This is a genomic window from Aminiphilus circumscriptus DSM 16581, from assembly GCF_000526375.1.
GTDB classification, from domain to species: domain Bacteria; phylum Synergistota; class Synergistia; order Synergistales; family Aminiphilaceae; genus Aminiphilus; species Aminiphilus circumscriptus.
In genome coordinates this window covers 91,027-112,462 of record NZ_JAFY01000005.1, presented here as the reverse complement: position 1 = coordinate 112,462, position 21,436 = coordinate 91,027, and the positions used below count along the sequence as shown (strand labels likewise).

The window sequence follows — 21,436 nt, the reverse complement described above, 5'->3', positions numbered from 1 at the left end:
GTTCGGGGACGTAACATACCTGTAGCGCTGTGGTAATCTTGCCGCAGGCATACATGTGGTTGTGTGTGTACTGAAGGTGACCCAAAATGTTGCAACGAGGAGGAATGGACGTATGGGGACGCGAAAACCCGAGGATATCAGGGCTGTCGTCGTTGTCGGACATGGAGGATCGGGTAAGACGACGCTTACCGAGGTTGCGTTGTTCGATGCCGGCGTGACGACCCGTATGGGGAAGATCGAGGATGGCAACACCGTCAGCGATTTCAGTTCCGAGGAACAGAAGCGCCAGATCTCCATCAACGCATCGGTGGCGACCCTGCCGTACAAGGGCAAGACCCTGTATCTGCTCGATGCGCCAGGCTATGCGGACTTCATTGGCGACATGCGCAGTTCCATGCGCGTTGCCGACGCGGCGGTCATGGTGGTGAGCGGCGTGCACGGCGTGGAGGTCCAGACCGAAAAAGCCTGGGAATTCTCGGAGGATTTCAATATCCCCGTCGTTTTCTTCCTGAGCAAAATGGCACGGGAAAACGCGGATTTCGAGCGCTCTCTCGGCGAGATCCGCCAGTACATGACGGAGCGCGCCATGCCCCTCTTCCTCCCCATCGGAAAGGAGACGACCTTCAAGGGCGTGGCGGACCTTCTCTCCGGGAAAGCCTATCTCTACAAGGGAGACGGAAGCAAGGACATGAGCGAGGGACCGATTCCCGCCGACATGGCCGATGCGGTCGCAGCCGCCCGGGAGTCTCTCGTGGAGTGCATCGTCGAGGCGGACGACGAGTTGATGATGCGCTACCTCGACGGGGAGCAGATCAGCATGGAGGAACTCGTTCCCGCGCTGCGCAAGTCCGTGCGCGAGCGGCGTCTCTTTCCGGTCATCCCCGGCGACAGCGGAGCCAACGTAGGGATCTACCAATTCCTTGACATCGTCGCGGATGTCCTTCCCTCGCCTCTCGAAATGGCTCCTCGTCCTGCGCTGAAGGGCGACGAGGAGGTCCAGGTTGCCCCAGACCCAAAAGGTCCCTTCATGGCGCTCTGCTTCAAAGTCATGGTTGACCCCTACGTGGGAAAGCTCTCCTTCCTCCGCGTCTTTTCCGGGACGCTCACGTCCGATCAGCCTATTTACAACGTGAATAAAGGAGAGGAAGAACGCGTCAGCGCCTTCAAACTCATGTGCGGCAAGGAGGGCAAGGACACCAAGGACATAGTGGTGGGAGACATTCTGGCGATTCCGAAACTTCACAGCACCGTGGTGGGCGACACGCTCGCCGTCAAGGGATGCTCCCTCACCTTTCCTCCCATCCAGTTCCCGCTTCCGGTCTACAGCGTGGCGGTCCTGCCCAAGAGCCGAGCCGACGAGGACAAACTCGCCACGTCGCTGCACCGCATGCTCGAAGAGGACGCAACGCTTTCTTATAAGAAAGACCCTGAGACGAACGACAATATCCTCTCCGGCATGGGTGACCTGCATCTGGACATCATGCTCTCCAGGATCAAGGAGCGGTATGGTGTGGAGTTGGAGACCCGTACGCCGCGGGTTCCCTACCGGGAGACCATCAAGAAGAAGGCCAAGGCACAGGGAAAATACAAGAAACAGACCGGAGGCCGTGGACAGTACGGTGACGCTCATATCGAGTTCGAACCGATGGAACGTGGGACAGGATTCGAATTTCTGGACAAGGTTGTGGGAGGTGTTGTCCCCAAGTCCTATATCCCCGCAGTTGAAAAAGGATTGCGCGAAGCCCTTCCGAAGGGATATCTGGCGGGGTACCCCATGGTGGACATACGGGCTTCCCTCGTGTTCGGTTCCTACCATGACGTGGATTCCTCGGAAATGGCCTTCAAGATCGCCGCATCCCTTGCGTTCAAGGAAGCCATGAAGAGCGCCTCTCCCGTTCTCTTGGAGCCTATCATGAACGTGGAAGTGGTGGTGCCGGAGGAGTACCTGGGGGATGTCATGGGGGACATGAACAGCCGGAGAGGGCGTATCATGGGTATCGACTCCAAGGGGCGCCTCCAGGTCGTGAAGGCCCAGGTTCCCATGGGAGAGATGTTCCGTTATGCCATCGTCCTTCGCTCCATGACCTCTGGGCGGGGTAATTTCACCATGGCCTTCTCCCATTATGAGGAGGCTCCTGCGGAAGTGACGAAGAAAGTCGTCGCCGAATACCAGGCTCAGGCGGAGGAAGAGAAGGACTGATTGTCGCCGCAGGGGATACGACCGCGAGGTGAGGCGTTCTCCCGGAAACTCCCTGGGGAGATGCCCTTTTCCGCCGATGCGTTATTCCCGAGGCTCCAGGGATCTTCCCGAATTTCGCCATTGGCGTGCGCTTGCCTGTCCGGTGTACGGATTTGTGGGTGTGTCGGACAGATCGAGGACTTGACGGAATCGAAAAAGCCGCTACAATGACGGCAGTTTGTTCTTCTTCTTGTGGAGCGGTGTTTGAAGGAGGTATTGCGGATCATGCTTTTATTGACGAACGTTTTCTGTTGTTGTCGGTGGAGAAACGTCTAGTTTCCCACCGCGGGTTTCTCTCCGCGGCGGCCTATAGCGGTGCTGCGGAAAAACCGAAAGAAAACGCGTCATAGCGTAAGATCCCGTTGGAATGGCGAAAATCGGGGGTTCTGCCGCAACTGCGGAGAACCCCCGATTTTTTGTGTTCGGAAAGAGCAAGGAGGAAGATGCCGTGTTGACGACGTTGAGGGAAGATTACCGTTCCGTACGACGAATGGATCCATCCATTCCGCCGGGACTCCGGGGTTTTTTCGAGATCGTGCTCTGTACGCCTGGCTTTTGGGCAATTTTTGGGCATCGGTTGTTCCATTTTCTTCACAAGAGAATGCGGCTGCCCGTCCTTCCCCGCTTTCTCTCTCTGGTGATGCGCTGGTTCACGGGCATCGAGATCCATCCCGGAGCCGAGATCGGAAAAGGGGTGTTCATCGATCACGGTATGGGTGTGGTCATCGGCGAGACCGCCCGTGTCGGTGATGGGGTGACGATTTACCAGGGAGTCACTCTCGGTGCCCGAGGAAACGAGGCCGGGGCGAAACGCCATCCCACCGTGGAGGCGGGAGCCTTTCTCGGTAGCGGCGCGAAAATTTTGGGAGACATCACCGTGGGCAGGGGGGCACGAATCGGAGCCGGGGCAGTGGTTGTGGAAGACGTCCCCCCCGAAACGACCGTAGTGGGTTTTCCCGCCTTTGCAATCAAGCATGGTGGGAGAGTCCTATGGAATCCGAAAACCCTTTTGGAGCGCCTCGACGCGTTGGAGGAGGAGTACCACAGGCTCCACGAAAGGCTCAAAGAGTTGGAGAATGCGGCGGATTCGGATGCGAGAGGAGTTGCGTGAGGATGTTTCGTGTTGATAATGCTGTGGTCGTGTCTCGGATAGGCGAAACGCCGTTCTTGAGATTGCCTTCGGAGGGTGGTGCGACGATTCTCGTGAAGCTGGAGGGCAACAACCCGGGAGGATCCGTGAAAGACCGCGCTGCCTGGGGAATGCTCCGCTACGCCGAGGCGGAAGGAAAGCTCTCCGCGGAAACGGTGCTGGTGGAGCCGACATCGGGCAATACCGGTATCGCCCTCGCCATGTTGGGGCGGGCGCTCGGACTTCGCGTGATTTTTACCATGCCCGAGTCAATGTCGTTGGAACGACGGGCCGTACTGGCGGCCCTCGGGGCGGATCTCGTTCTCACTCCTGCTGCGGAAGGGATGGGAGGTGCGGTGCGGAGAGCGCAGGAGCTGCTTCAGGAAATTCCGGGAGGGTTGCTGCCGGATCAGTTTTCGAATCCTGGAAATCCCTGGGCACATCAGGTTACCACGGGTCCAGAGATTCTGACGGCCCTCAGAGGTGCGCATCTCCGAGCGTTCGTCGCCGGAGTCGGTACAGGGGGAACTCTTTCCGGTGCGGGACGTACTCTCAAGGCCGTGTATCCCCAGGTGCGCATCGTGGCGGTGGAACCTTCGGAAAGCCCGGTTCTCAGTGGAGGAACGCCTGGTCCTCACCGGATTCAGGGGATCGGGGCCGGATTTGTGCCTCGTAATTTCGACAGGGATGTGGTGGACGAGATTCTTTCCGTGTCCACCGAAGATGCCTTCGAAGCCACGCGCTGGCTTGCGGAAAAGTTCGGGCTCTTCTGCGGGGTCTCCACGGGAGCGAACGTAACGGCGGCGCGGCACATCGCCCGACTCTTTTCCCCGGAGGACGTAGTGGTCACCCTTTCTCCAGACCGGGGGGACAAATATCTCAGTTTGGGCGTCTTTCGAGGAACATTCACCTGAAACGTGAAGAAGACGACGAAGGGGAGCGCGTAAGGGGGGAATTGCTCTCCATGGTCCCCTTTGCTCCGGGGCGTTGTCCATACGAGGCGGGGGTCCCTCGATCGTGTCGGGTGGATTGAGTCATTTCCCGATGCAGAAGCGGCTGAAGATCGTGTCGAGGAGCGCGTCATCCCAGGAGAGACCGAGGATCCGCTCCAGACAGCCCCTGGCCTCAGCAATGGCCGTGGCCGCCGCATCCTGCCCCAGGCCGGAGGAAAGTGCGCCTTTCGCCGCGGAGAGGGCGTCCAGAGCAAGGCGGAGTTCCTCCACCTGCCTGGAGGAGACATTGTGTGCCTCATCGTCGGAAGCATCGTTTCCCCAGAGCCGCACGAGGGCGTCCTTCAATTCTTCGATACCCTCTCCGCGTTCGGCGGAAAGGACGACAATCGTACTTTCCCACAGAAGGGTGCGTATCTCCTCCGGACCTGTCCTGAGCGGAAGGTCCGCCTTGTTGATCGCTACCAGGTGGGGGCGTGGCGCCAGTCGGGAGGCGAGTTCCTCGTCCTCGCGGGTCAGGGGCTCGCTTCCGTCCACCACCCAGAGCCGGATGTCCGCTTCTTCGAAGGCGCGGTTCGCCCGGTCGATGCCCAGGGCCTCCACGGGGCCTTCGGGAGTGCGGATGCCCGCCGTGTCCAGGAGGCGCAGCGGCACGCCCTTGTGGGTGAGAACTTCCTCGATGATGTCCCTGGTCGTCCCCGGAACAGCGGTCACGATGGCCCGCGATTCCTGAAGAAAAGCGTTGAGGAGCGAGGATTTTCCCACGTTCGGACGCCCCACCAGGGCTACGCGAACGCCCTCACGGAGAAGATTTCCCTGGCGACTGCGCTCATAGATGCGGGATAATGCCTCGGAGAGCGCCGACAGTTCCCGGAGCACACCCTCGTTTGTGCACTCCGGGAGCTCTTCCTCGGGGAAATCCAGTGAGGCTTCGAGGAGCCCGGAAAGACGGAGGATGCTGTCGTGAAGGGGCCTGAGCCGCGAGGAAAAACGCCCCTGGAGTGTACGGACGCCGGCTCGAAGTGCCGCGTCGCTCCGGGCGCGAATGACCGAGAGAACGGCTTCTGCCTGGGCGAGGTCGATACGCCCGTTCAGAAAGGCCCGGCGGGTGAATTCACCGGGTTCCGCAGGACGGGCGCCCAAAGTGAAGAGTTCGGCCAGGACGAGCTTTGCCGCGAGGGTGCCTCCGTGGCAGTGGAGTTCCGCCACTTCCTCGCCGGTGTAGCTCCGGGGGGCGGCGAAGAGGACGAAGAGCACCTGGTCGAGAGGCTGACCTGTGCCGTCCTGGAACACGCCGAGGCGGAACGTGCGGGGGGAAATGGTTTCCTTCGTGCCGGAAAATGGGGTGAATTGGGCCAAAGCGAGTGCTCCGGCCTTCGGTCCGGAGAGGCGGACGATGGCGATGCCCGCCTCTCCGGGCGCGGTGGCGATGGCGGCGATGGTGCTTTCTTTCGCACCATCGCCGCTTTCTTCAGGGAAAAACGCATCCGGCGGAGTTCGGGGTACGGTGTTCCCGTCGCGGGATGTTTCGCTGTCCGTCATGTTCGCATTCTCCCCGGAGCGTCCGTAACGTGCCGCCTCCGGCTAGAGAGACCGGAGCACTTCCAGAAGGATCCGCACGCCGAAGCCGGTGGCTCCCTTGCCGTAGTAGCCGTAGGGTTCCTTGTAGTTGTCCACGCCGGCGATGTCCAGGTGCGCCCAGTCGATCCCCTCCGCAACGAATTCCTGAAGGAACATGGCGGCGGTGATGGCACCGCCGTAGCGGCCGCCGGAGTTCAGCACGTCCGCGATGGGCGAGGAGATCTTCTTGCGCAGACGCTCGTCGTCGAGGGGAAGTCTCCAGAAACGTTCCCCTGTCTCTTTTCCTTTCGCGTAGATGCGTTCCGCCAGTGCGTCGGAATTGGAGAAGAGCCCGGCCGTATACTCTCCGAGGGCCACCACGCAGGCACCCGTGAGGGTGGCTACGTCGATGATCATGGAGGGCGCGAGTTCCGAGGCGAAACAGAGAACGTCCGCAAGAGTGACGCGCCCTTCCGCGTCGGTGTTGTCGATCTCGATGGTTTTCCCGTTTTTCGCACGCACCACGTCGTCGGGGCGGTAGGCACCGCCATCGGGCATGTTCTCCGCGGCGCCCACGAGAGCGTGCACCTCCAGATCGGGGCGGAGGCGCGCCAGGGCCTGCATGGTTCCCAGGACGACGCAGGCGCCGCTCTTGTCGCCCTTCATGGTGCGCATGTGTCCTTCTGTCTTGATGTTCAGGCCGCCGCTGTCGAAGGTAAGCCCCTTGCCGACGAGGGCTACTTTTTTTCGGGGTGTGCCGTCGGGGCGGTATACGAGATGAATGAGGCGAGGAGGCGTCTTGGATCCTTTGCCGACAGACCAGAGCCCTTCCATGCCCATCTCCCGGATCGCCGTGTCGTCGTAGACGGTGCATTCGAGTCCTTCCGCCTGGGCAAGCGCCTGAGCCCGCTCGGCGAGGATCAAGGGATTTACCATGTTGCCCGGTTCATTCGCGAGATGGCGTGCGTAGATCTGCGCCTCCGCGAAGAGGCGTCCCGCGGTCAAGTCCTCTTCGGTGCCTCCGGCGACAGAAAGGCGTGCGAGCGATGCTTCTCCGTTGTCGTCGTCCTCCCTTTTGGTGCGGAACGAGGTACCCCGGTCGTTTCCCAGAAGCGCTCCCTCTACAAGTGCTTTGGTGGCGGTGCCCTTCGGAATGCCGCAGGGGGGTTCAAGTGCGCCGGGGCTCCAGAGCAGCAGTTCGGTCACCTTGTCCCTGACGGCGCTTTTTGCGATTCCCGCAGCGGCGAAGCGCCAGGAATCGCAAGTCGCCTTGGCGGAGGGTCCCATGCCCGCCACATAGACCCGGCGGACGGTGGAGACCCCCAGGGAAGACGGAAGCGGCAGGGAAAACGCCTGTTCCTTTTTGCCGGAGAAGCGATGGAGTCCCGCAGCCTCGGCGAGAAGGGGTGCCAAGGGATTTCCCAATTCTTCAAGGCGGGAAAGATCCTCCTCGAAAAGGGTGATTCCGAGAGCCTCCGACGTGAATTCGGAGGGTGTTGCTGGCGCGGGGAACACGGAAACGGACATGAATAATGAACCTCCCGTATGATCGTGCTGTCTTTCGAATCCGTTGGCGGATCCTTTCGCTTCGGAACCGGCGGCTCTTCCGGAACTGTGTGTGACGCGGATGGTTCGAGCCAGTGGAGATCGTCAGGACTCGAAAGGGCCGGAAAGAATTTTTTCAGCGCAGCAATTCCTTCATGGCGGTGCCGAGGCGACGACATCCTTCGTCGATCTGTTCGGGGGACGCAAAGGTGTAGCACATGCGGAAATTGTGGAGTCCTCCCCCGTTGGGATAGAAGGGTTCACCCAGAACGAAGGCCACGTTGTTCTCGACGGCCTTCTCGAAGAGCTTTTTGGCCTCGATGCGAGGGGTCTCCAACCAGTAGAAAAACCCTCCCTGAGGTTTCACCCAGGACACTTCCTCAAGGGGGAGGAAGCGACGGAACGCTTCTTCCATGGCGTCCCGTTTTTTCCGGTAATGGTCGATGATCCGGGGAAGGAAGCTCTCCAGATAACCGAGGCGGCAGTATTCGTAGACCATGGCCTGAGAGACCACGCTGGTGCAGACATCCACGCCTTGCTTGAACACCGCCATCTTGCGAATGATCTCCTTGTTGCCGACACACCAGCCGATGCGTGTCCCCGGTGCGAGAATCTTCGAAAAAGAACAGGCGAAAAGCACGATGCCCCGGTTGTCAAGGGAGAAGAGAGAGGGAAGGTGCTCACCGTCGAAGCGAACGTATCCGTAGGGATCGTCCTCAAGAATGGGGACGTCATAGGTGTAGGCCAGATCAAGAAGTTTTTGTCTCCTCTCCATCGAGAGGGTGCACCCGAGAGGATTGTGGAAGTTGACGATGGAGTAGATGTACTTGACCGCTTTGCCTTCCCGGCGAGCTTTTTCGAGGAGTTCGGCCAGGATGTCCGTTCTCATTCCCTCGTCGTCACAGGGAACGGTGAGAATTTCCGCGCCGTGGTTGCGCATGTTCAGCGTCGATCCGAGGAACGTCGGCTCTTCGGTGACAATGCAATCCCCGGGGTTCACGAGGGACCAGTTCAGCAGGTCCACCACCTGGGTGGAGCCGCTGGTGACGAGAATTTCCGAGGCTGGGTCCGTTTTTCTCCCCATACGGGGTTCCGTCCATGTGGCGATGAACTCCTTGAGAGGATCATATCCCTCGGTGGTGCCATACTGCAGGACGTCTCGTCCCTGCTTTGAGAGAATTCCCGAGGCTTCGGCGAACTGTTCCACGGGAAAAATGTCCGGGTCGGGCATCCCTCCCGCAAAGGAGATCATACCCGGCTTACGGATCACATGGAGCATCTCCCGGATCGGTGAAGGTTTCAGATCCAGGGCCGTACGACTGTAGAGCTTCTCCCAGTACGTCATGTTGCTGCCTCCTTATCGTGTGTTTATGTCTTTCTTGTCGGAGTATACCGCATAGAGCGTAGGATGTCCGTTTCAGGGAGAAGTGGGAGCGTCGCGGTGCGTTTTCTCGGACGCAGCGTGAAGTTTTCCTGGAATAGCCTATCCCCCGGATTTTCGGGAAATTCTGTAAGAAAATCCCCGATTCAGATATCCGGGGGAGAAAAGGATAACGACGTTGCACCAGTGGGTATCACGGTTCCCCCTTTTCGCCTGCGGAGATTTTTCGTATCGCACGGTTTCCCACGCGGATGGCACGTCACTTTTCCAGGTCGCCGATGGCGAGGGCCAGTCGTTTCGCCCCCTCTTCGCACTCGGTTTCGCTCGCGAAGGTGAAGCAAGTTCGGGCGAACTCGTTTCCGCCCCCACCGGGGAAGAAGGATTCGCCGATGACGAAGGCTACGCCGCGATCCACGGCCTTGTAGAAAAGCTCTTTCGTGTCGATTCCGGGGAGGCGGAGCCAGAAGAAAAAGCCCCCCTGGGGAACGGCATATTCCGTCTTTTCCGGGAGGTACTCCCGGAAGGCCTTCGCCATGCCGTCCCGTTTGTGCCGATAGTGAGAAAGAATCTTGGGAAGGAATCCGTCAAGATGTCCGAGACGGCAATATTCGTACACCAGGGCCTGTGCTACCACGCTGGTGCAGAGATCGCTTCCCTGCTTGACCATGACCATTTTTCGGATGATGTCCTTGGGACCCACAACCCAGGCCACGCGGGTTCCCGGAGCGAGAATCTTCGAGAAAGAGCAGGCATAGAGGACGATGCCTTCTTTGTCCATGGAGAAGATCGTGGGCTCGTGTTCGCCGTCGAAGCGAAGATGGCCGTAGGGATCGTCCTCGAAGATGGGAAGACCGTATTTGCATGCCGTTTCGAGGAGGGTGCGCCGGCGTGCCGCCGACAGAGTAACTCCCGAGGGATTTTGGAAGTTTACGATGGAGTAGATGAACTTGACTTTTTTGTCTTCCTTGCGCAGGGACTCGATGATGCCGGGAAGGAGATCCACCTGCATGCCCTCCGCATCGCAGGGAACGGAGACGAAGCGGGCTCCGCGATTCTTCAGGGAATGAAGTGCCCCTGGATAGGTAGGAGCCTCGACGATGACGACGTCACCGGGGTCGAGCATGACTGCGGCGAAAAGATCCATGACCTGCTGCGAGCCTGTGGTGATGCACATTTCCTCCGAAGCGGTCACACGTCCCATGCGTGGTGCCATCCATTCCGCGAGAAAAGCCTTGAGCGGCTCATATCCCTCGGTGGCGCCGTACTGCAGAATTTCCTTCCCCCTGTTCGCGAGGATTCCCGATGCCTCCTCGAATTCCGCCACGGGAAAGATGTCCGGGTCGGGCATGCCCCCGGCGAACGAGATCATGCCGGGTTTTTTCGTGAGCTTCAACAGCTCCCGAATGGGCGAAGGTTGCAGAGTGCGCCCCACCTCCGAGTACAGGGACTCCCACATTTGCGCGGACATGACGATTCCTCCTCTTGCAGGATATGAAGCTCCTTGTGGATGTTTGCTGCTCCCTCTCGTTTTTCCCAGCCGAAACTCCCTTTCGAGATGGAAGTTTCTTGTCCGGTGTCCTTTTTTTGCGAAAGCCCGGCGTGTTCCGCCGGGGGTTCGATACGCTTCTTTGCCTGTTTCGAGGACAGTATACCACTTTTGTACGCAGGAACGTGCATTGGACCTTACTCGCGGTTTCTTGAGAAAGTGTCCTCCCGTCGGTCCCATCCGATGGTACGGCTTTCGAGAGTTCGGTCGATTTTGTCCCGGTCTCGTCTGATTCTTCAGAATCATGAACGGTGGGACTTGCACAGTGTTATTTCTTCGCTAGAATAGAATAAAACATGAAAAATATCTCTCCACCAGGGACGGAACGACCATGAACGCAAGGATGCTTCTGTGGCCGAGTTATGATGAATTCGTCGAACAGTACACTCCCGGGCGAAAAGCACGGCTCGAGCAGCGGAAGGACGTGCATTTCCCTTTTTATCCTCATGGTGATGTGGAAGGAAGTCCTTCCAGGGAACTCCGGGAAGCACTGTTTCGTGCGTCCCAGGTTGCGGGGGGGCGAGTGGTCGGACTTGTTCCACGGCAGGCGACGCATCTTCCGTCGAGTTCTTTTGTAGGAGAGGGGTATTCCTCGGACAGTTCGGTTTTCGCCGAATGGAGTCCGGGTTTTCGAGCATTGCGCGAAAATACGGCCAGACAGGCTTATCGAGTGCATGACAACCCCCGTTATACCAAGGAGTTCTTCTCCCCCACCTTTGTTCTTCGAGTCTGAAACAGGAAAAGCGTTCCTCCGATCCGTTATCGGATTGAGAGGCAAAAGCAGAAAAACCGTTGCCTCGCGTGGCCTTCCGTTGTTGCGAATCCCTTTCCCAGCGCGTACACTTACCCTGTTTTTCTACATCCTCATTTCGGGGAAGGACCTCGGGGAATGAGCAAGAAGGGAGAGCGGTACGTGGAAAGCACAAGGGATTTCGAGTTCGATCTGGAGCGTTACATTTCGGAGGAGCGTTTCCAACGTATCAAGACGTTCAGCCGGAACAAGGAAACTCCTTTTCTCGTGATCGATCTGCGGAAAGTGGCGCGGAAGTACCAGGAACTGCAGGATGGATTGCCTTTCGCGAAGATCTACTACGCGGTGAAGGCCAATCCGAACGAGCAGATTCTACGCATGCTCATCGACAAGGGAGCCTGTTTCGATATCGCGTCCATCCATGAATTGGATCAGATGCTGCGTCTCGGTGTTTCTCCGGATCGTCTCAGTTACGGCAACACAATCAAGAAAGCCCGTGACATTGCCTACGCGTACCAAAAGGGAGTGCGCCTCTTCGCCACCGACTCTGACAGCGATGTTCTCAAGATCGCTGAAAACGCTCCGGGGTCTCGCGTGTTCTTTCGCATTCTCACCGACGGAAGCGGAGCGGATTGGCCGCTCTCGAGAAAATTCGGTGCCCATCCCGACACGATCTACCGCATCATCCTCTCGGCGGCGGAACTCGGTCTCGATCCCTACGGCATTTCCTTTCACGTGGGGTCGCAGCAGCGCGATATCGGCCAGTGGGATCACGCCATCGCGACGTGCAAGTATCTCTTCGACGCAACGAAAGAACAAGGGATTACCCTTCGCATGATTAATCTCGGAGGAGGGTTTCCGGCGAACTACCGGGCGCCGACCCTTGCCACGGAGGTTTACACCCGGGAGATTACCCGGTTTCTCCGGGAGGACTTCGGCGATGAGTTACCCGACGTCTTTGTCGAGCCCGGAAGATTTCTCGCGGGAGACGCGGGCATTCTCGTCACAGAAGTGGTACTCATTGCCAAGAAGTCAGAGTTCAACCAATACAACTGGGTCTATCTGGATGTGGGGAAATTCGGGGGCCTCATCGAGACACTCGACGAGGCGATCAAGTATCCCATCTACTCCGAGCGGACCGGACCCTGTCAGCATGTCATTCTCGCTGGTCCGACCTGTGATAGTGTGGATATTCTCTACGAGAACGAGAAATATGAACTCCCCGCCGACATCGAGGAGGGGGATCGTCTGTACTTTTTTACCACCGGAGCATACACGCAAAGCTATTGTTCGGTGAACTTCAACGGATTTCCTCCCTTGAAAGCCTACGTTTTCGACGAGGAAGAGTTCTGCGAGAAGGAGTTCCCCGCTCCCTGACAGGGGATGCGGAAAGGGGTTTCGGGAGAAAGACACGGAGACGACCGGGAAAATTTTCCCGGTCGTCTCCGTGTCTTTCAGGGGCAGGTCGTCGCCTTCCGTTCCGTCCGAAAGTGACTTGCAAAGGTGCTTTCTTGAGGAGATTTCTTCATGCGCTGCTCAACCACACCCTACCTACCCTACTTTACGTGTCCAATTACGGGGCACTCACTGCCTTGGAAACTGCTTACCTGTGCCTTACTGTCCTGGAGGAAGGCGATCAACCTGCCCACGACTGCATTCTAGCATGCTTCATTTTGCTAGTCAAGTGTCCTTGTGTCAAGATTTTTGACGAGAGTGCTTCATGGATTTCCGAGAGATGTTTTTTGTGCCCGAAGAGCGTCCTCTGTTCCGCAACTCTTTTTCCGAAACCAGAGTGTGCGAGTGATCTTGTGCGGGTTCGTCCGGTCCGCTGGGTTCTCACGATTCAGCGCTCATCGGGGCAAAAAGTCGGACACCTCTTTATCATCATCTTGTTCCGGCGCGTTCCGGAACGTTCCTGCCGTACCGGCTGTTTTTGAGAAAGGCTTCCGCAAGGACCCCGAAACAACAGTCCCTTCTTTTGCAAAGGTGTTGTGAAAGTTGAAAAGATTTGGGAAAATGAGAGTCGGGAAAGAGGGAGTTCTCGGGGGCATCTTGCGCCGTGCGGGCGAAACCCCAGTCTTTTTTCTCGTGTTTTCTTCGCGGTAATGGTTCCTGTAGCAGAGAAGAAGAGGGGGGACTCGTCGTGGCGGACGAGAGAACGATCCTTCTGGTGGAGGACGAGCTCATTTTTGCTCAGGATCTTCGGAACAAGCTGGAGAGAGCCGGTTTTTCCGTGGTGGGAGTTGCCTGTACCGGAGACGAGGCGCTCGCTTTCGTGGAGCGCACGCCTCTTCGCCTCATTCTCATGGATATCCGCCTCAAGGGAGGCGAGGACGGTATCGAAACGGCGCAACGAATACTCAGCCGTTTCGATGTCCCCATCATCTACCTCACTGCCTACGCAGATGAGGAAACCATTGCGAGGGCCAAGGCGACGAGTCCTTACGGATATCTGCTCAAGCCCGTAGACGATCTCACTCTGCCGGCGAGCATCGAAGTCGCACTGAAAAAGCACGAAATGGAGCGGCTTTTGAAGGAAGGGGAGCAATGGCTTCGCGGAACACTCCGAAGTCTCGAAGATGCAGTGATCAGTACCGACGCCCATGGCAGGGTGAAGACGATGAATCCTCGGGCGGAGCTTGTTACCGGCGTCGGAGAGGAGCGCGCTGCGGGAATGCCCGCCGGAACGCTTCTCGCTTTCAACGGTGGGAACGTGGATCCTCTTGGGCTGGCATTGCGGGAAGGCAGGAGCGTTTCCTGTACGACCCGTGTTTCCTTTTTTGCCTCGGCCTCCCATGTCTCCATGCCGGTGAATGTCTCCGCCTCGCCGATTTTCTCCACGTCGGGAGCGCTGGTCGGAGCGGTTCTTGTTTTGCGGGACCTCACTGAATCCGAAGAGATGCAGCGGCGTCTTCTCGAACGGGACGAGGATCTCCGGAAGAGCCTGCTGCGACTGGAGGAGTCCGTGCGGGATACGGTAAGGACCATGGCGAAGCTCGTAGAGGTTCGGGATCCTTATACGGCGGGGCATCAGCGACGCGTGGCCGAGCTTGCCAAGGCCATCGCGGAAAAACTCGAGCTGGGAAAGGAGACGGTCGATGCGGTGTTCATGGCGTCTCTGACGCACGACATCGGCAAGATCAAGATACCCTCGGAAATTTTGAGCAAGCCTGGAAAGTTGACCGACATCGAATACATGATCATCAAAACACATCCCGAAGTCGGTGCGGAAATTCTCGGTGCTGTCCGCCTTCCCTGGCCGCTGGACAGAATCGTTCACCAGCACCATGAACGCCTGAACGGTTCCGGCTATCCCAGAGGACTTTGCGGGGATTCCATCATGGTAGAAGCCCGGGTGCTCGCTGTGGCGGATGTGGTGGAGGCCATGTTCTCCCACAGGCCCTACAGGCCGTCTCTCGGCATCGAGAGTGCTCTCGGCGAGGTGCGGAGCAAGGCGGGCTCTCTCTACGATCCCCATATCGCCGGGGCCTGTTGTGCCCTTTTCGATGAGGGATTCGCCTTCCTTCCTGAAACAGGGTGACATACTTCGGTCAAACTGTCTTTTCGTTTAGGGAAGCCCTGAATAAAGACCTTTCGCTTTTCCTTGACTCGGGTCGCATCAGGCTCTGCGAGGCGCCCTGCGGGGCTGGCGCAGCCTTATTCAGAGATTCCTTAGAAATCCTCCTTGACCACGGCACGGATTGGTGCTATAAGTGGCGCTAACATTTTTTTCTGGAGGCGTCGTTATGTTTTGGATGCTCTTCTCTCGATCTCTTTGTGGCGCTGGTATCTGCTCCTCTTCCCGGTCTTGGGGAGAGGATATGTCGCGTTTCCCGGCACCGCAAATGGAGGAGTGGAAGTAGCGGATATTTCGGAACGTATTCCACCACGACGATGCGGAAGAGGGCCGGGAGAGTTTTCCGGCCCTCTTGTTCGTTTTCCGTTCGCAATGGAACTTCGGGTTTTTCGACGGGAAAGATGTCATGTCCGAAGAGGGAAACAGGCCCGGAAGGGCATGGTGTTGAGAAGGGAAATACGCAGACGGGAGGAATGTTCATGGGAAAGTTTCTCTGTACGCCCGGTCCGGTTCCGGTTCCGGACATGGTCGCCGCCGCGGCGGCGAGACCCCTGATGAGTCACCGGGAACCGGATTTCGGTTCCCTTCTCGGCCGTCTTCAGAATCGTCTTCGGGACCTCCTTTGTGTGGACGGACCAGTGTTGCTTCTCCCAGGCTCGGGAACCGGCGCGCTGGAGGGAATGCTCGGTGGAACGCTTCGCCCGGGTATGAAAGTCCTCTCCGTTTCCTGTGGTGCCTTCGGCGATCGTTTTCGGGATATCGCTCTCCGCATGGGGGGAGAGGTCGTTTCCGTGGATGTGCCCTGGGGGAGCAGCGTTTCTCCGGAACGGGTCCGCGAAGCCCTTCAGGAACACGGAGATGCGCGGCTTGTCCTGCTCACTCACAACGAGACCTCTACGGGGGTCACGAATCCCATATGGCGGATCGTTCGAGCCATGCCGGAACCTCGTCCTCTCGTTCTCGTCGATGCCGTGAGCAGTCTCGGATGCATGCCCTGTTCTCCCGAAACCTGGGGCGTGGATGGTCTGGCTTCCAGTTCCCAGAAAGGGTTGCTCACGCCTCCCGGAGTTGCCCTTGTCTGGCTCTCCCCGAGAGCATGGAAGGCTGTGGAGGAAACACCTTCCCGGAGCGTTTTCTTCGACTTGCGGGCACACCGGACGTTTCTCGAGAAGGTGGAGCCACAGAATCCCTATACGCCTCCGGTGACGCTCTTTTACGCTCTCGATGCAGCCCTGGCCTTCCTCGGCGAATACGGTCACGCCCGGTGGTTCGCCGCACGAAGGCGTTTCGCCCGGAGCTTCGCGGAAGGAGTCTGCGCTCTGGGGTGCACGCTTCTGGTGGCGGAGGAGGCGCGCCGCTCCTGGGGCGTGACGGCGCTACGGATTCCCGGCATGTCGAAACGGCTGCAGAAGACGCTTCGTGAACTCGGAGTCGAGGTGGCGGAGGGACAGGGATGTCTCAAGGAGGACCTGATCCGCTTCGCCCATTACGGTGATCTCGGCTGGCCGGAGATCGCCTTGTATTTGGGAAGTCTTTATGCGGCTCTTCGGGAGTGCGGCGCCGATCCGAAAACGGGTGCTCTCGAGGCGGCGTATGCGGCATGGAACAGAGAAGGAGCGTGAGGATATGTTCAAGGTACTCGTCACGGAGCCTGTTCACGAGACGGGATTGGAGCTGCTGGCAAGGGATCCCGACATCCAGGTGGAACAGCGGCTCCGGCTGTCGCGGGAGGAACTCCTCGACGCGGTGGAGGGATACGATGCGCTGCTCACGAGAAGCGGAACCCCCGTCGACCGTGAACTGCTGCTCCGTGCGACGCGTCTGAAGGTCATCGCCCGGGCCGGAGTGGGCGTGGACAACATCGACATTGCCGAGGCGAGCCGGAGGGGCGTGGTGGTCATCAACGCTCCTACGGGAAACACCCTCGCCGCGGCGGAGCTCACCATGGCGAATCTCCTCGCGCTCTGCCGGAAAGTCCCCCAGGCCCATACGTCCATTCTCGACGGCGAGTGGGAGCGCAAACGCTTCATGGGAACGCAGCTCTTCGGAAAACGTCTTCTCATCGTGGGGCTGGGGAGGATCGGCGGAAACGTGGCCCTCCGCGCCCGTTCCTTCGGTATGGATGTCTCCGCGTTCGATCCTTACGTGTCGGCCTCGCGGGCGGAATCGCTCGGAGTGACGCTCGTGGAGGAGCTTCCCGGAGCCCTGGCCCTGGCGGATGTGGTGACCCTCCACGTTCCTCTTACGGCGGAGACAAGGGGCATGATCGACGAAAAAACGCTGCGAGCCATGAAACGTGGGAGCTTTCTCGTCAATTGCGCCCGGGGTGGCCTCGTGGACGAGCGGGCCTGTGCGGAAGCGCTTCGGGAGGGACGGCTCGCGGGGATCGCGTTTGATGTCTATGGAGCAGAGCCCCCGGGAAAGGAACACCCTTTTCTGGCGGAGGACCTACGGGACCGAATCGTGCTCACCCCGCACATCGGAGCGAACACCAGGGAAGCCCAGTCCGCGGTGGCCCAGATCGCCACGTCGAATCTCGTGAACGCCCTCAAGGGATTTCCCTACGAGCACGCGGTGAATCTTCCTTTCATGGAGGGACAGCTCCCTCCCCTCGAAAAAACGTACCTTTCCCTGGCGAGAAAACTCGGCAACCTCGCGGGGCAACTTCTGCGGGGAGCGCCCAAATCGGTCAGGCTTCTCCTCAAGGGAGGATTGTTCAAGGAGGATTCCTCTCTCATCCACTTCGATGTCCCCTACCGCTACGCTCCCTACACGGTGGCGGCTCTCAAGGGGCTGCTGGAAGTCCGCCACGGCCCCGAGGTGAGCTATATGGCAGCTCCCCTCATGGCGGAGGAGCGGCATCTTTCCGTCGAGGAAGGGAAGGGCGAATCCGGGACCTACAAGAATCTTCTGGAGCTCGTCGTGGAGGGAGATCGGGAGAGTGTTGCCCTTCAGGGGACCGTTACGGAGGAAGGGCGACAGCGCGTGGTCCGCCTGAACGGTTACCCCATTGAGTTCATCCCCGAACGGCGTCTGCTTCTCTTCAGCAACCATGACCGGCCCGGTGTCATCGGTAAGGTGGGGACGCTGCTCGGCGACGCCGGGGTGAACATCGCGAATTTCGCGCTGGGGCGCAAGAACGGCAGCGGCCTCGCCCTTGCGGCCCTGCAAATCGACAACGACATCGCTCCCGATGTGATGCGGCAGCTGTCCGAGGATGCGGATCTGCTTTGGGCGGCTGTGACGACCTTTCCGGAGGAACTGTGACCTATGCGCATGTATTGGGTACGCCATGGTGTTACTGCGTGGAACGAAGAAGGACGCTTTCAGGGGAAACAGGACATTCCCCTCAACCCGAGAGGAAGAGAACAGGCGAGGCGCGTGGGCGAAGCCTTTGGAGCCCGTTCTCTCGATCACGTTTATGCCAGTCCGCTTTCCCGGGCGAGAGAGACCGCCGAGGCGGTGGCATGCCGTCTTGGCCTTTCCGTGGAGCTTTTGCCTCGTGCGGCGGAGATCGACCATGGAGAATGGGAAGGACTCCTCGCCGCCGACGTGGCGCGACGTTGGCCGGAATTGCTGCGGCGCTGGCATGAGATGCCCCAGGATGTGCAGATGCCAGGAGAGACCGGGGAATCTCTGGAAGATGTTCTGTGCCGGGCGAAGGACGCTCTCGAGCACATTCGAAGCCGGGGCGGGGACGAGGTGCTTCTCGTGGCCCACGATGCGGTTCTCAAGGTTCTTCTGTGTCATCTCCTGGAGATGCCCCTTTCGGGGTTCTGGAAATTTCAACTGGGAAACGGAAGTATCACGGTCCTTGAGGAACGCTCGGGCGGATGGCGTTTTTCCGTCATAGGGGACATGTGCCACATGGGTGATGCCTTTGTGCGGGAGGAGCAGAAAGGGCTCTGAGGCGAAGGTGGGAGGAGCGGCGATACGGTTTTTCCCACCTTGCTTCGACCGTTTCCGCCGTCACATGATGGAGAGGTGACTCCTGTTTCCGACGAATGGAGAACGCTCCCGCACGAAGAATGGTGACGGAGAACCTCTCTTCAGGTACACTGTCTCCCAAAGAGCACTGGAGGATGTTTTCCGCGACACCCGTTCGGACCCTGTCGTCTTCCCGGCAATGACTGTGAAGGAGTGACTCCATGAGTTCGGAGCAGCAACGACTCAGCACAAGGCAGATAAAGGCGCTTGGAGAAAACGAGAGTTTCTGCGGCGTCTTCCTGCTTCAGCGGCTTTCTCCCAAGGTAAGCCCCAAGAACGGACAGCCCTATTGGAACTGCTCCGTCATGGACGGTGACGGCGGCATCGACGCCAAGATCTGGAGCAGCGCGGATTGGATCGATCTTTCCTCCGGTGCGGGACAGAAAAAGAAAGTGAACCCTCTCGATGAGGGGTTTGTCCGGAGCGTTGAAGGAACATCCGTGGGTGTCAAGGGAAAGGTAAATTCCTACAGAGGCCAGCAGCAGTTTGTCTTCGAGGAAATCTATCTGGTCGATCAGGAGAAATATCCCCCCCACCTCTTTGTCCGAAAATCGACGATTCCCCTCGAAGAACTGGAGGCGCGTTTTTGGAAATTGCTCGCCCGGGCGAATGGCAGGAGGCGCTCCTTTCTCGAATGCGTGTTTTCCGGCGAACTTTGGGATCGATTTCAGATCATACCCGCGGCGGTGACCCATCATCATGCCTACGTGCACGGTCTGCTCGAGCACACGGTGATGGTGACGGAGTCCGCGCTGGCCATGGCGGACAGTTATGTGAAGAGCGGCACTCGGCTCGATTCCGATGTCGTGATCGGAGGAGGTCTTCTCCACGACATCGGAAAGATCGATGCCTACGGGTTGACTCCCGCTCCGGCCATGACACTGCCCGGAGCGGTGTTGGACCACGTGCCCCTCGGTTTCGCCCGCTTTCGATCCCTTGCCGATTCCTTCGGCCTGGATGAAGTGACGGCAATGCATCTGGGGCATATCATTCTGAGCCACCATGGAGAGAAGGAATATGGTTCACCCGTGCTTCCCGCCACCCGGGAGGCCCTGATCGTCTCGGTGGCGGACGAATTGGATTTTCGACTCTTTTGCTACGACGCCGCCGTGGAAACCACCTTGCCCGGCGGTGTGAGCGACTATCATGCGGTGACCCAGAGGCGTTACTGGAAATGGGGCAACTCCACGCAGGAGGCACCCGAAGAGCGGTGAGAGGAGGAGTCGTGATGCGCATACGAGTGGAATATTGTACCAGTTGAGGGTACCTGCCGAAAGCGCTCGGCGTTGCCGAGGCATTGCTTGCGCGGTTCAAGAACGACATCGCTTCGTTGGAGCTGATTCCCTCTGGGGGGGGTGTGTTCGAGTTTTTCGTGGACGGCGAACTGGTGTACAGCAAAAAGGCCACGGGAAAACATCCGGATCCGGCATTTCTCGTGGAGGAAGTCGCGAAGCGACTGTAGTGGTGGAAGTACGGATACATCGGAGCGGCGGAACGTTTCCGCCGCTTTCTTCTTTTTCGGAGGTGTAGTGCAGTGGGGAGGACGTTTCGAATCACCCGGGACGATCACGGGCGACGTCTCGACAGGGTTTTACGAGGACTTTTCCCCGATGTGCCCCTGGGAGCCCTCATGCGAGCCGTTCGAAAAGGGCTTGTGCGGGTCGAGGGGAAAAAAACAGTCTGTTCCGCCCATGTGGAGGAAGGGCAGGAAATCCTTGTTCCTTGGGAACCAGCCTCTCCCGAAAAAAAAGAACGGACGGGAGAGACGGGATTTTCCGCAGTGCGCTCCGGGAAGCGAGTGGCGATTCCCGTTCTGTATGCGGACGAGCATGTCCTCGTGGCGAACAAACCCGCTGGCATCCTGAGCCAGCCTTCCGAGGCGGGAGGAGACTGTATCGCCGAAGAACTTCTGCGGAACGGGCAGACCTCTTCACTGGCCGTTCCGGTGCATCGCCTCGACAGAAACACGTCGGGAGTGCTCCTTCTCTCCCTGTCCCGAAGCGCCTCCAGGGTTCTGCACGATGCGTGGCGTTCCGGCGGTGTGGAGAAAATTTATTGGGCCCTCGTGGAGGGAACGCTTCCCGAATACGGCAAGATCGACCTTCCTCTCCGAAAGGATGGGGCCACGAATAGCGTCGCTGTGGACGACCAGGGGAGCGACGCATTGACGGAGTTCGAGCGCATTGCCTGTGTCGAGGGAATGTCTCTGGCCAGGATACGGCTTTTGACCGGGCGTTCACACCAGATCCGAGTACATCTCGCCCATATCGGACATCCCGTGGTGGGGGACGGGAAATACGGGTCCACGACGTACAGGCCTTTTTCTCCGGCGGCAAGGCGTCCTCTTTTGCATGCCAGGGCACTTTTTTTGCCTGTTCTGGTCCCACCGCTAGAGCATCTCTCGGAACGGACCTTTGTTGCGCCTCTTCCGCATGATTTTCGGAAGGCCCTTTCCGGGGTTGCTTGGCAAGTTTACCTAGAGGGGGTATAATGGTTGCAGGAAGGGAGTGGATAGGGATGAACAAACTCACGTTGGAACTCACGGAAAAGGCGCGGGAGAAAATCGAGAAATGGGGCGGCGTCGCCCATGTGATTGTGCGACGTATCGGTGGTGGTTGAGCTGCGCAGTATGCCGCTCTCGTCGAGAACGGCAAGCCCGACGCGGAAGAGGGAAATGCGGTACTCCAGGACGGGAATGTCCGTCTGTACGTTCCCGAGGAAATGACCTTTCATGACGATGTGGTGCGGGTCGATCTGAAGGGGTTTCTCTG

16 protein-coding genes are annotated in these 21,436 nt (G+C 58.8%); 12 read left to right on the top strand and 4 right to left on the bottom strand.

The annotated features are described in order from the left end of the window. The first annotated feature begins 112 nt into the window (after positions 1 to 112). The 3 genes from fusA (at position 113) to cysK (ending at position 4,282) form a co-directional block, all read left to right on the top strand. Positions 113 to 2,200: an elongation factor G gene (gene fusA, locus K349_RS0107615; RefSeq protein WP_029165259.1), complete on the top strand. Its 2,088-nt coding sequence runs from the start codon at positions 113 to 115 to the stop codon at positions 2,198 to 2,200. 487 nt (positions 2,201 to 2,687) lie between these two features. Further along, the gene (gene epsC / locus K349_RS0107610; RefSeq protein ID WP_029165258.1) at positions 2,688 to 3,350 is read left to right on the top strand and encodes a serine O-acetyltransferase EpsC; all 663 of its coding nucleotides are present in this window, start codon (positions 2,688 to 2,690) and stop codon (positions 3,348 to 3,350) included. A gap of 2 nt (positions 3,351 to 3,352) precedes the next feature. Continuing rightward, positions 3,353 to 4,282 carry a cysteine synthase A gene (gene cysK, locus K349_RS0107605; protein ID WP_029165257.1) on the top strand — a complete coding sequence of 310 codons (930 nt, stop codon included), beginning with the start codon at positions 3,353 to 3,355 and terminating at the stop codon, positions 4,280 to 4,282. Positions 4,283 to 4,402: 120 nt separating this feature from the next. Here cysK and mnmE read toward each other — a convergent pair whose 3' ends face one another. The 4 genes from mnmE to K349_RS0107585 form a co-directional block, all read right to left on the bottom strand. Then, a complete protein-coding gene (mnmE, locus tag K349_RS0107600; RefSeq protein WP_029165256.1) occupies positions 4,403 to 5,860 on the bottom strand; it encodes a tRNA uridine-5-carboxymethylaminomethyl(34) synthesis GTPase MnmE in 1,458 nt (485 codons plus the stop codon). Between the two features lie 42 nt (positions 5,861 to 5,902). Beyond that, complete coding sequence (locus K349_RS0107595) at positions 5,903 to 7,405, bottom strand: leucyl aminopeptidase (protein WP_029165255.1); 1,503 nt, start codon at positions 7,403 to 7,405, stop codon at positions 5,903 to 5,905. Between the two features lie 154 nt (positions 7,406 to 7,559). Next, positions 7,560 to 8,768 (bottom strand): aminotransferase-like domain-containing protein, encoded by a 1,209-nt coding sequence (locus K349_RS0107590; protein ID WP_029165254.1) that lies wholly within the window; start codon positions 8,766 to 8,768, stop codon positions 7,560 to 7,562. A 295-nt stretch (positions 8,769 to 9,063) separates the two neighbouring features. Continuing rightward, complete coding sequence (locus K349_RS0107585) at positions 9,064 to 10,272, bottom strand: aminotransferase-like domain-containing protein (RefSeq protein WP_029165253.1); 1,209 nt, start codon at positions 10,270 to 10,272, stop codon at positions 9,064 to 9,066. Positions 10,273 to 10,681: 409 nt separating this feature from the next. Here K349_RS0107585 and K349_RS0107580 point away from each other — a divergent pair, with 409 nt between their 5' ends. The 9 genes from K349_RS0107580 (at position 10,682) to K349_RS0107520 (ending at position 21,156) form a co-directional block, all read left to right on the top strand. Then, on the top strand, positions 10,682 to 11,083 hold the full coding sequence (locus K349_RS0107580; protein ID WP_029165252.1) for a hypothetical protein: 402 nt from the start codon (positions 10,682 to 10,684) through the stop codon (positions 11,081 to 11,083). A 156-nt stretch (positions 11,084 to 11,239) separates the two neighbouring features. Further along, positions 11,240 to 12,478, top strand: coding sequence for a type III PLP-dependent enzyme (locus tag K349_RS0107575; RefSeq protein WP_051464288.1), 1,239 nt, complete (start codon positions 11,240 to 11,242; stop codon positions 12,476 to 12,478). A gap of 766 nt (positions 12,479 to 13,244) precedes the next feature. Then, positions 13,245 to 14,642 carry an HD domain-containing phosphohydrolase gene (locus tag K349_RS0107555; RefSeq protein WP_029165250.1) on the top strand — a complete coding sequence of 466 codons (1,398 nt, stop codon included), beginning with the start codon at positions 13,245 to 13,247 and terminating at the stop codon, positions 14,640 to 14,642. Positions 14,643 to 15,157: 515 nt separating this feature from the next. Beyond that, positions 15,158 to 16,300: a pyridoxal-phosphate-dependent aminotransferase family protein gene (locus tag K349_RS0107545; RefSeq protein WP_029165248.1), complete on the top strand. Its 1,143-nt coding sequence runs from the start codon at positions 15,158 to 15,160 to the stop codon at positions 16,298 to 16,300. Positions 16,301 to 16,304: 4 nt separating this feature from the next. Next, a complete protein-coding gene (serA, locus tag K349_RS0107540) occupies positions 16,305 to 17,945 on the top strand; it encodes a phosphoglycerate dehydrogenase (RefSeq protein ID WP_029165247.1) in 1,641 nt (546 codons plus the stop codon). A 3-nt stretch (positions 17,946 to 17,948) separates the two neighbouring features. After that, on the top strand, positions 17,949 to 18,587 hold the full coding sequence (locus tag K349_RS0107535) for a histidine phosphatase family protein (RefSeq protein ID WP_029165246.1): 639 nt from the start codon (positions 17,949 to 17,951) through the stop codon (positions 18,585 to 18,587). 239 nt (positions 18,588 to 18,826) lie between these two features. After that, the gene (locus K349_RS0107530; protein WP_029165245.1) at positions 18,827 to 19,879 is read left to right on the top strand and encodes a 3'-5' exoribonuclease YhaM family protein; all 1,053 of its coding nucleotides are present in this window, start codon (positions 18,827 to 18,829) and stop codon (positions 19,877 to 19,879) included. 53 nt (positions 19,880 to 19,932) lie between these two features. Beyond that, on the top strand, positions 19,933 to 20,127 hold the full coding sequence (locus K349_RS18675; protein WP_034265239.1) for an Rdx family protein: 195 nt from the start codon (positions 19,933 to 19,935) through the stop codon (positions 20,125 to 20,127). A 72-nt stretch (positions 20,128 to 20,199) separates the two neighbouring features. After that, positions 20,200 to 21,156, top strand: a complete 957-nt coding sequence (locus tag K349_RS0107520) for an RluA family pseudouridine synthase (RefSeq protein ID WP_029165244.1) — start codon at positions 20,200 to 20,202, stop codon at positions 21,154 to 21,156. The last annotated feature ends 280 nt before the right edge of the window (positions 21,157 to 21,436 follow it).

Bases quoted from the DNA above. Each gene is read 5' to 3' on its own strand.
- serA (WP_029165247.1), top strand. From the start codon at position 16,305: ATGTTCAAGGTACTCGTCACGGAGCCTGTTCACGAGACGGGATTGGAG.
- K349_RS0107535 (WP_029165246.1), top strand. From the start codon at position 17,949: ATGCGCATGTATTGGGTACGCCATGGTGTTACTGCGTGGAACGAAGAA.
- fusA (WP_029165259.1), top strand. From the start codon at position 113: ATGGGGACGCGAAAACCCGAGGATATCAGGGCTGTCGTCGTTGTCGGA.
- K349_RS0107590 (WP_029165254.1), bottom strand. From the start codon at position 8,768: ATGACGTACTGGGAGAAGCTCTACAGTCGTACGGCCCTGGATCTGAAA.
- K349_RS0107585 (WP_029165253.1), bottom strand. From the start codon at position 10,272: ATGTCCGCGCAAATGTGGGAGTCCCTGTACTCGGAGGTGGGGCGCACT.
- K349_RS0107580 (WP_029165252.1), top strand. From the start codon at position 10,682: ATGAACGCAAGGATGCTTCTGTGGCCGAGTTATGATGAATTCGTCGAA.
- K349_RS0107530 (WP_029165245.1), top strand. From the start codon at position 18,827: ATGAGTTCGGAGCAGCAACGACTCAGCACAAGGCAGATAAAGGCGCTT.
- mnmE (WP_029165256.1), bottom strand. From the start codon at position 5,860: ATGACGGACAGCGAAACATCCCGCGACGGGAACACCGTACCCCGAACT.
- K349_RS0107545 (WP_029165248.1), top strand. From the start codon at position 15,158: ATGGGAAAGTTTCTCTGTACGCCCGGTCCGGTTCCGGTTCCGGACATG.
- cysK (WP_029165257.1), top strand. From the start codon at position 3,353: ATGTTTCGTGTTGATAATGCTGTGGTCGTGTCTCGGATAGGCGAAACG.
- K349_RS0107595 (WP_029165255.1), bottom strand. From the start codon at position 7,405: ATGTCCGTTTCCGTGTTCCCCGCGCCAGCAACACCCTCCGAATTCACG.
- K349_RS0107575 (WP_051464288.1), top strand. From the start codon at position 11,240: ATGAGCAAGAAGGGAGAGCGGTACGTGGAAAGCACAAGGGATTTCGAG.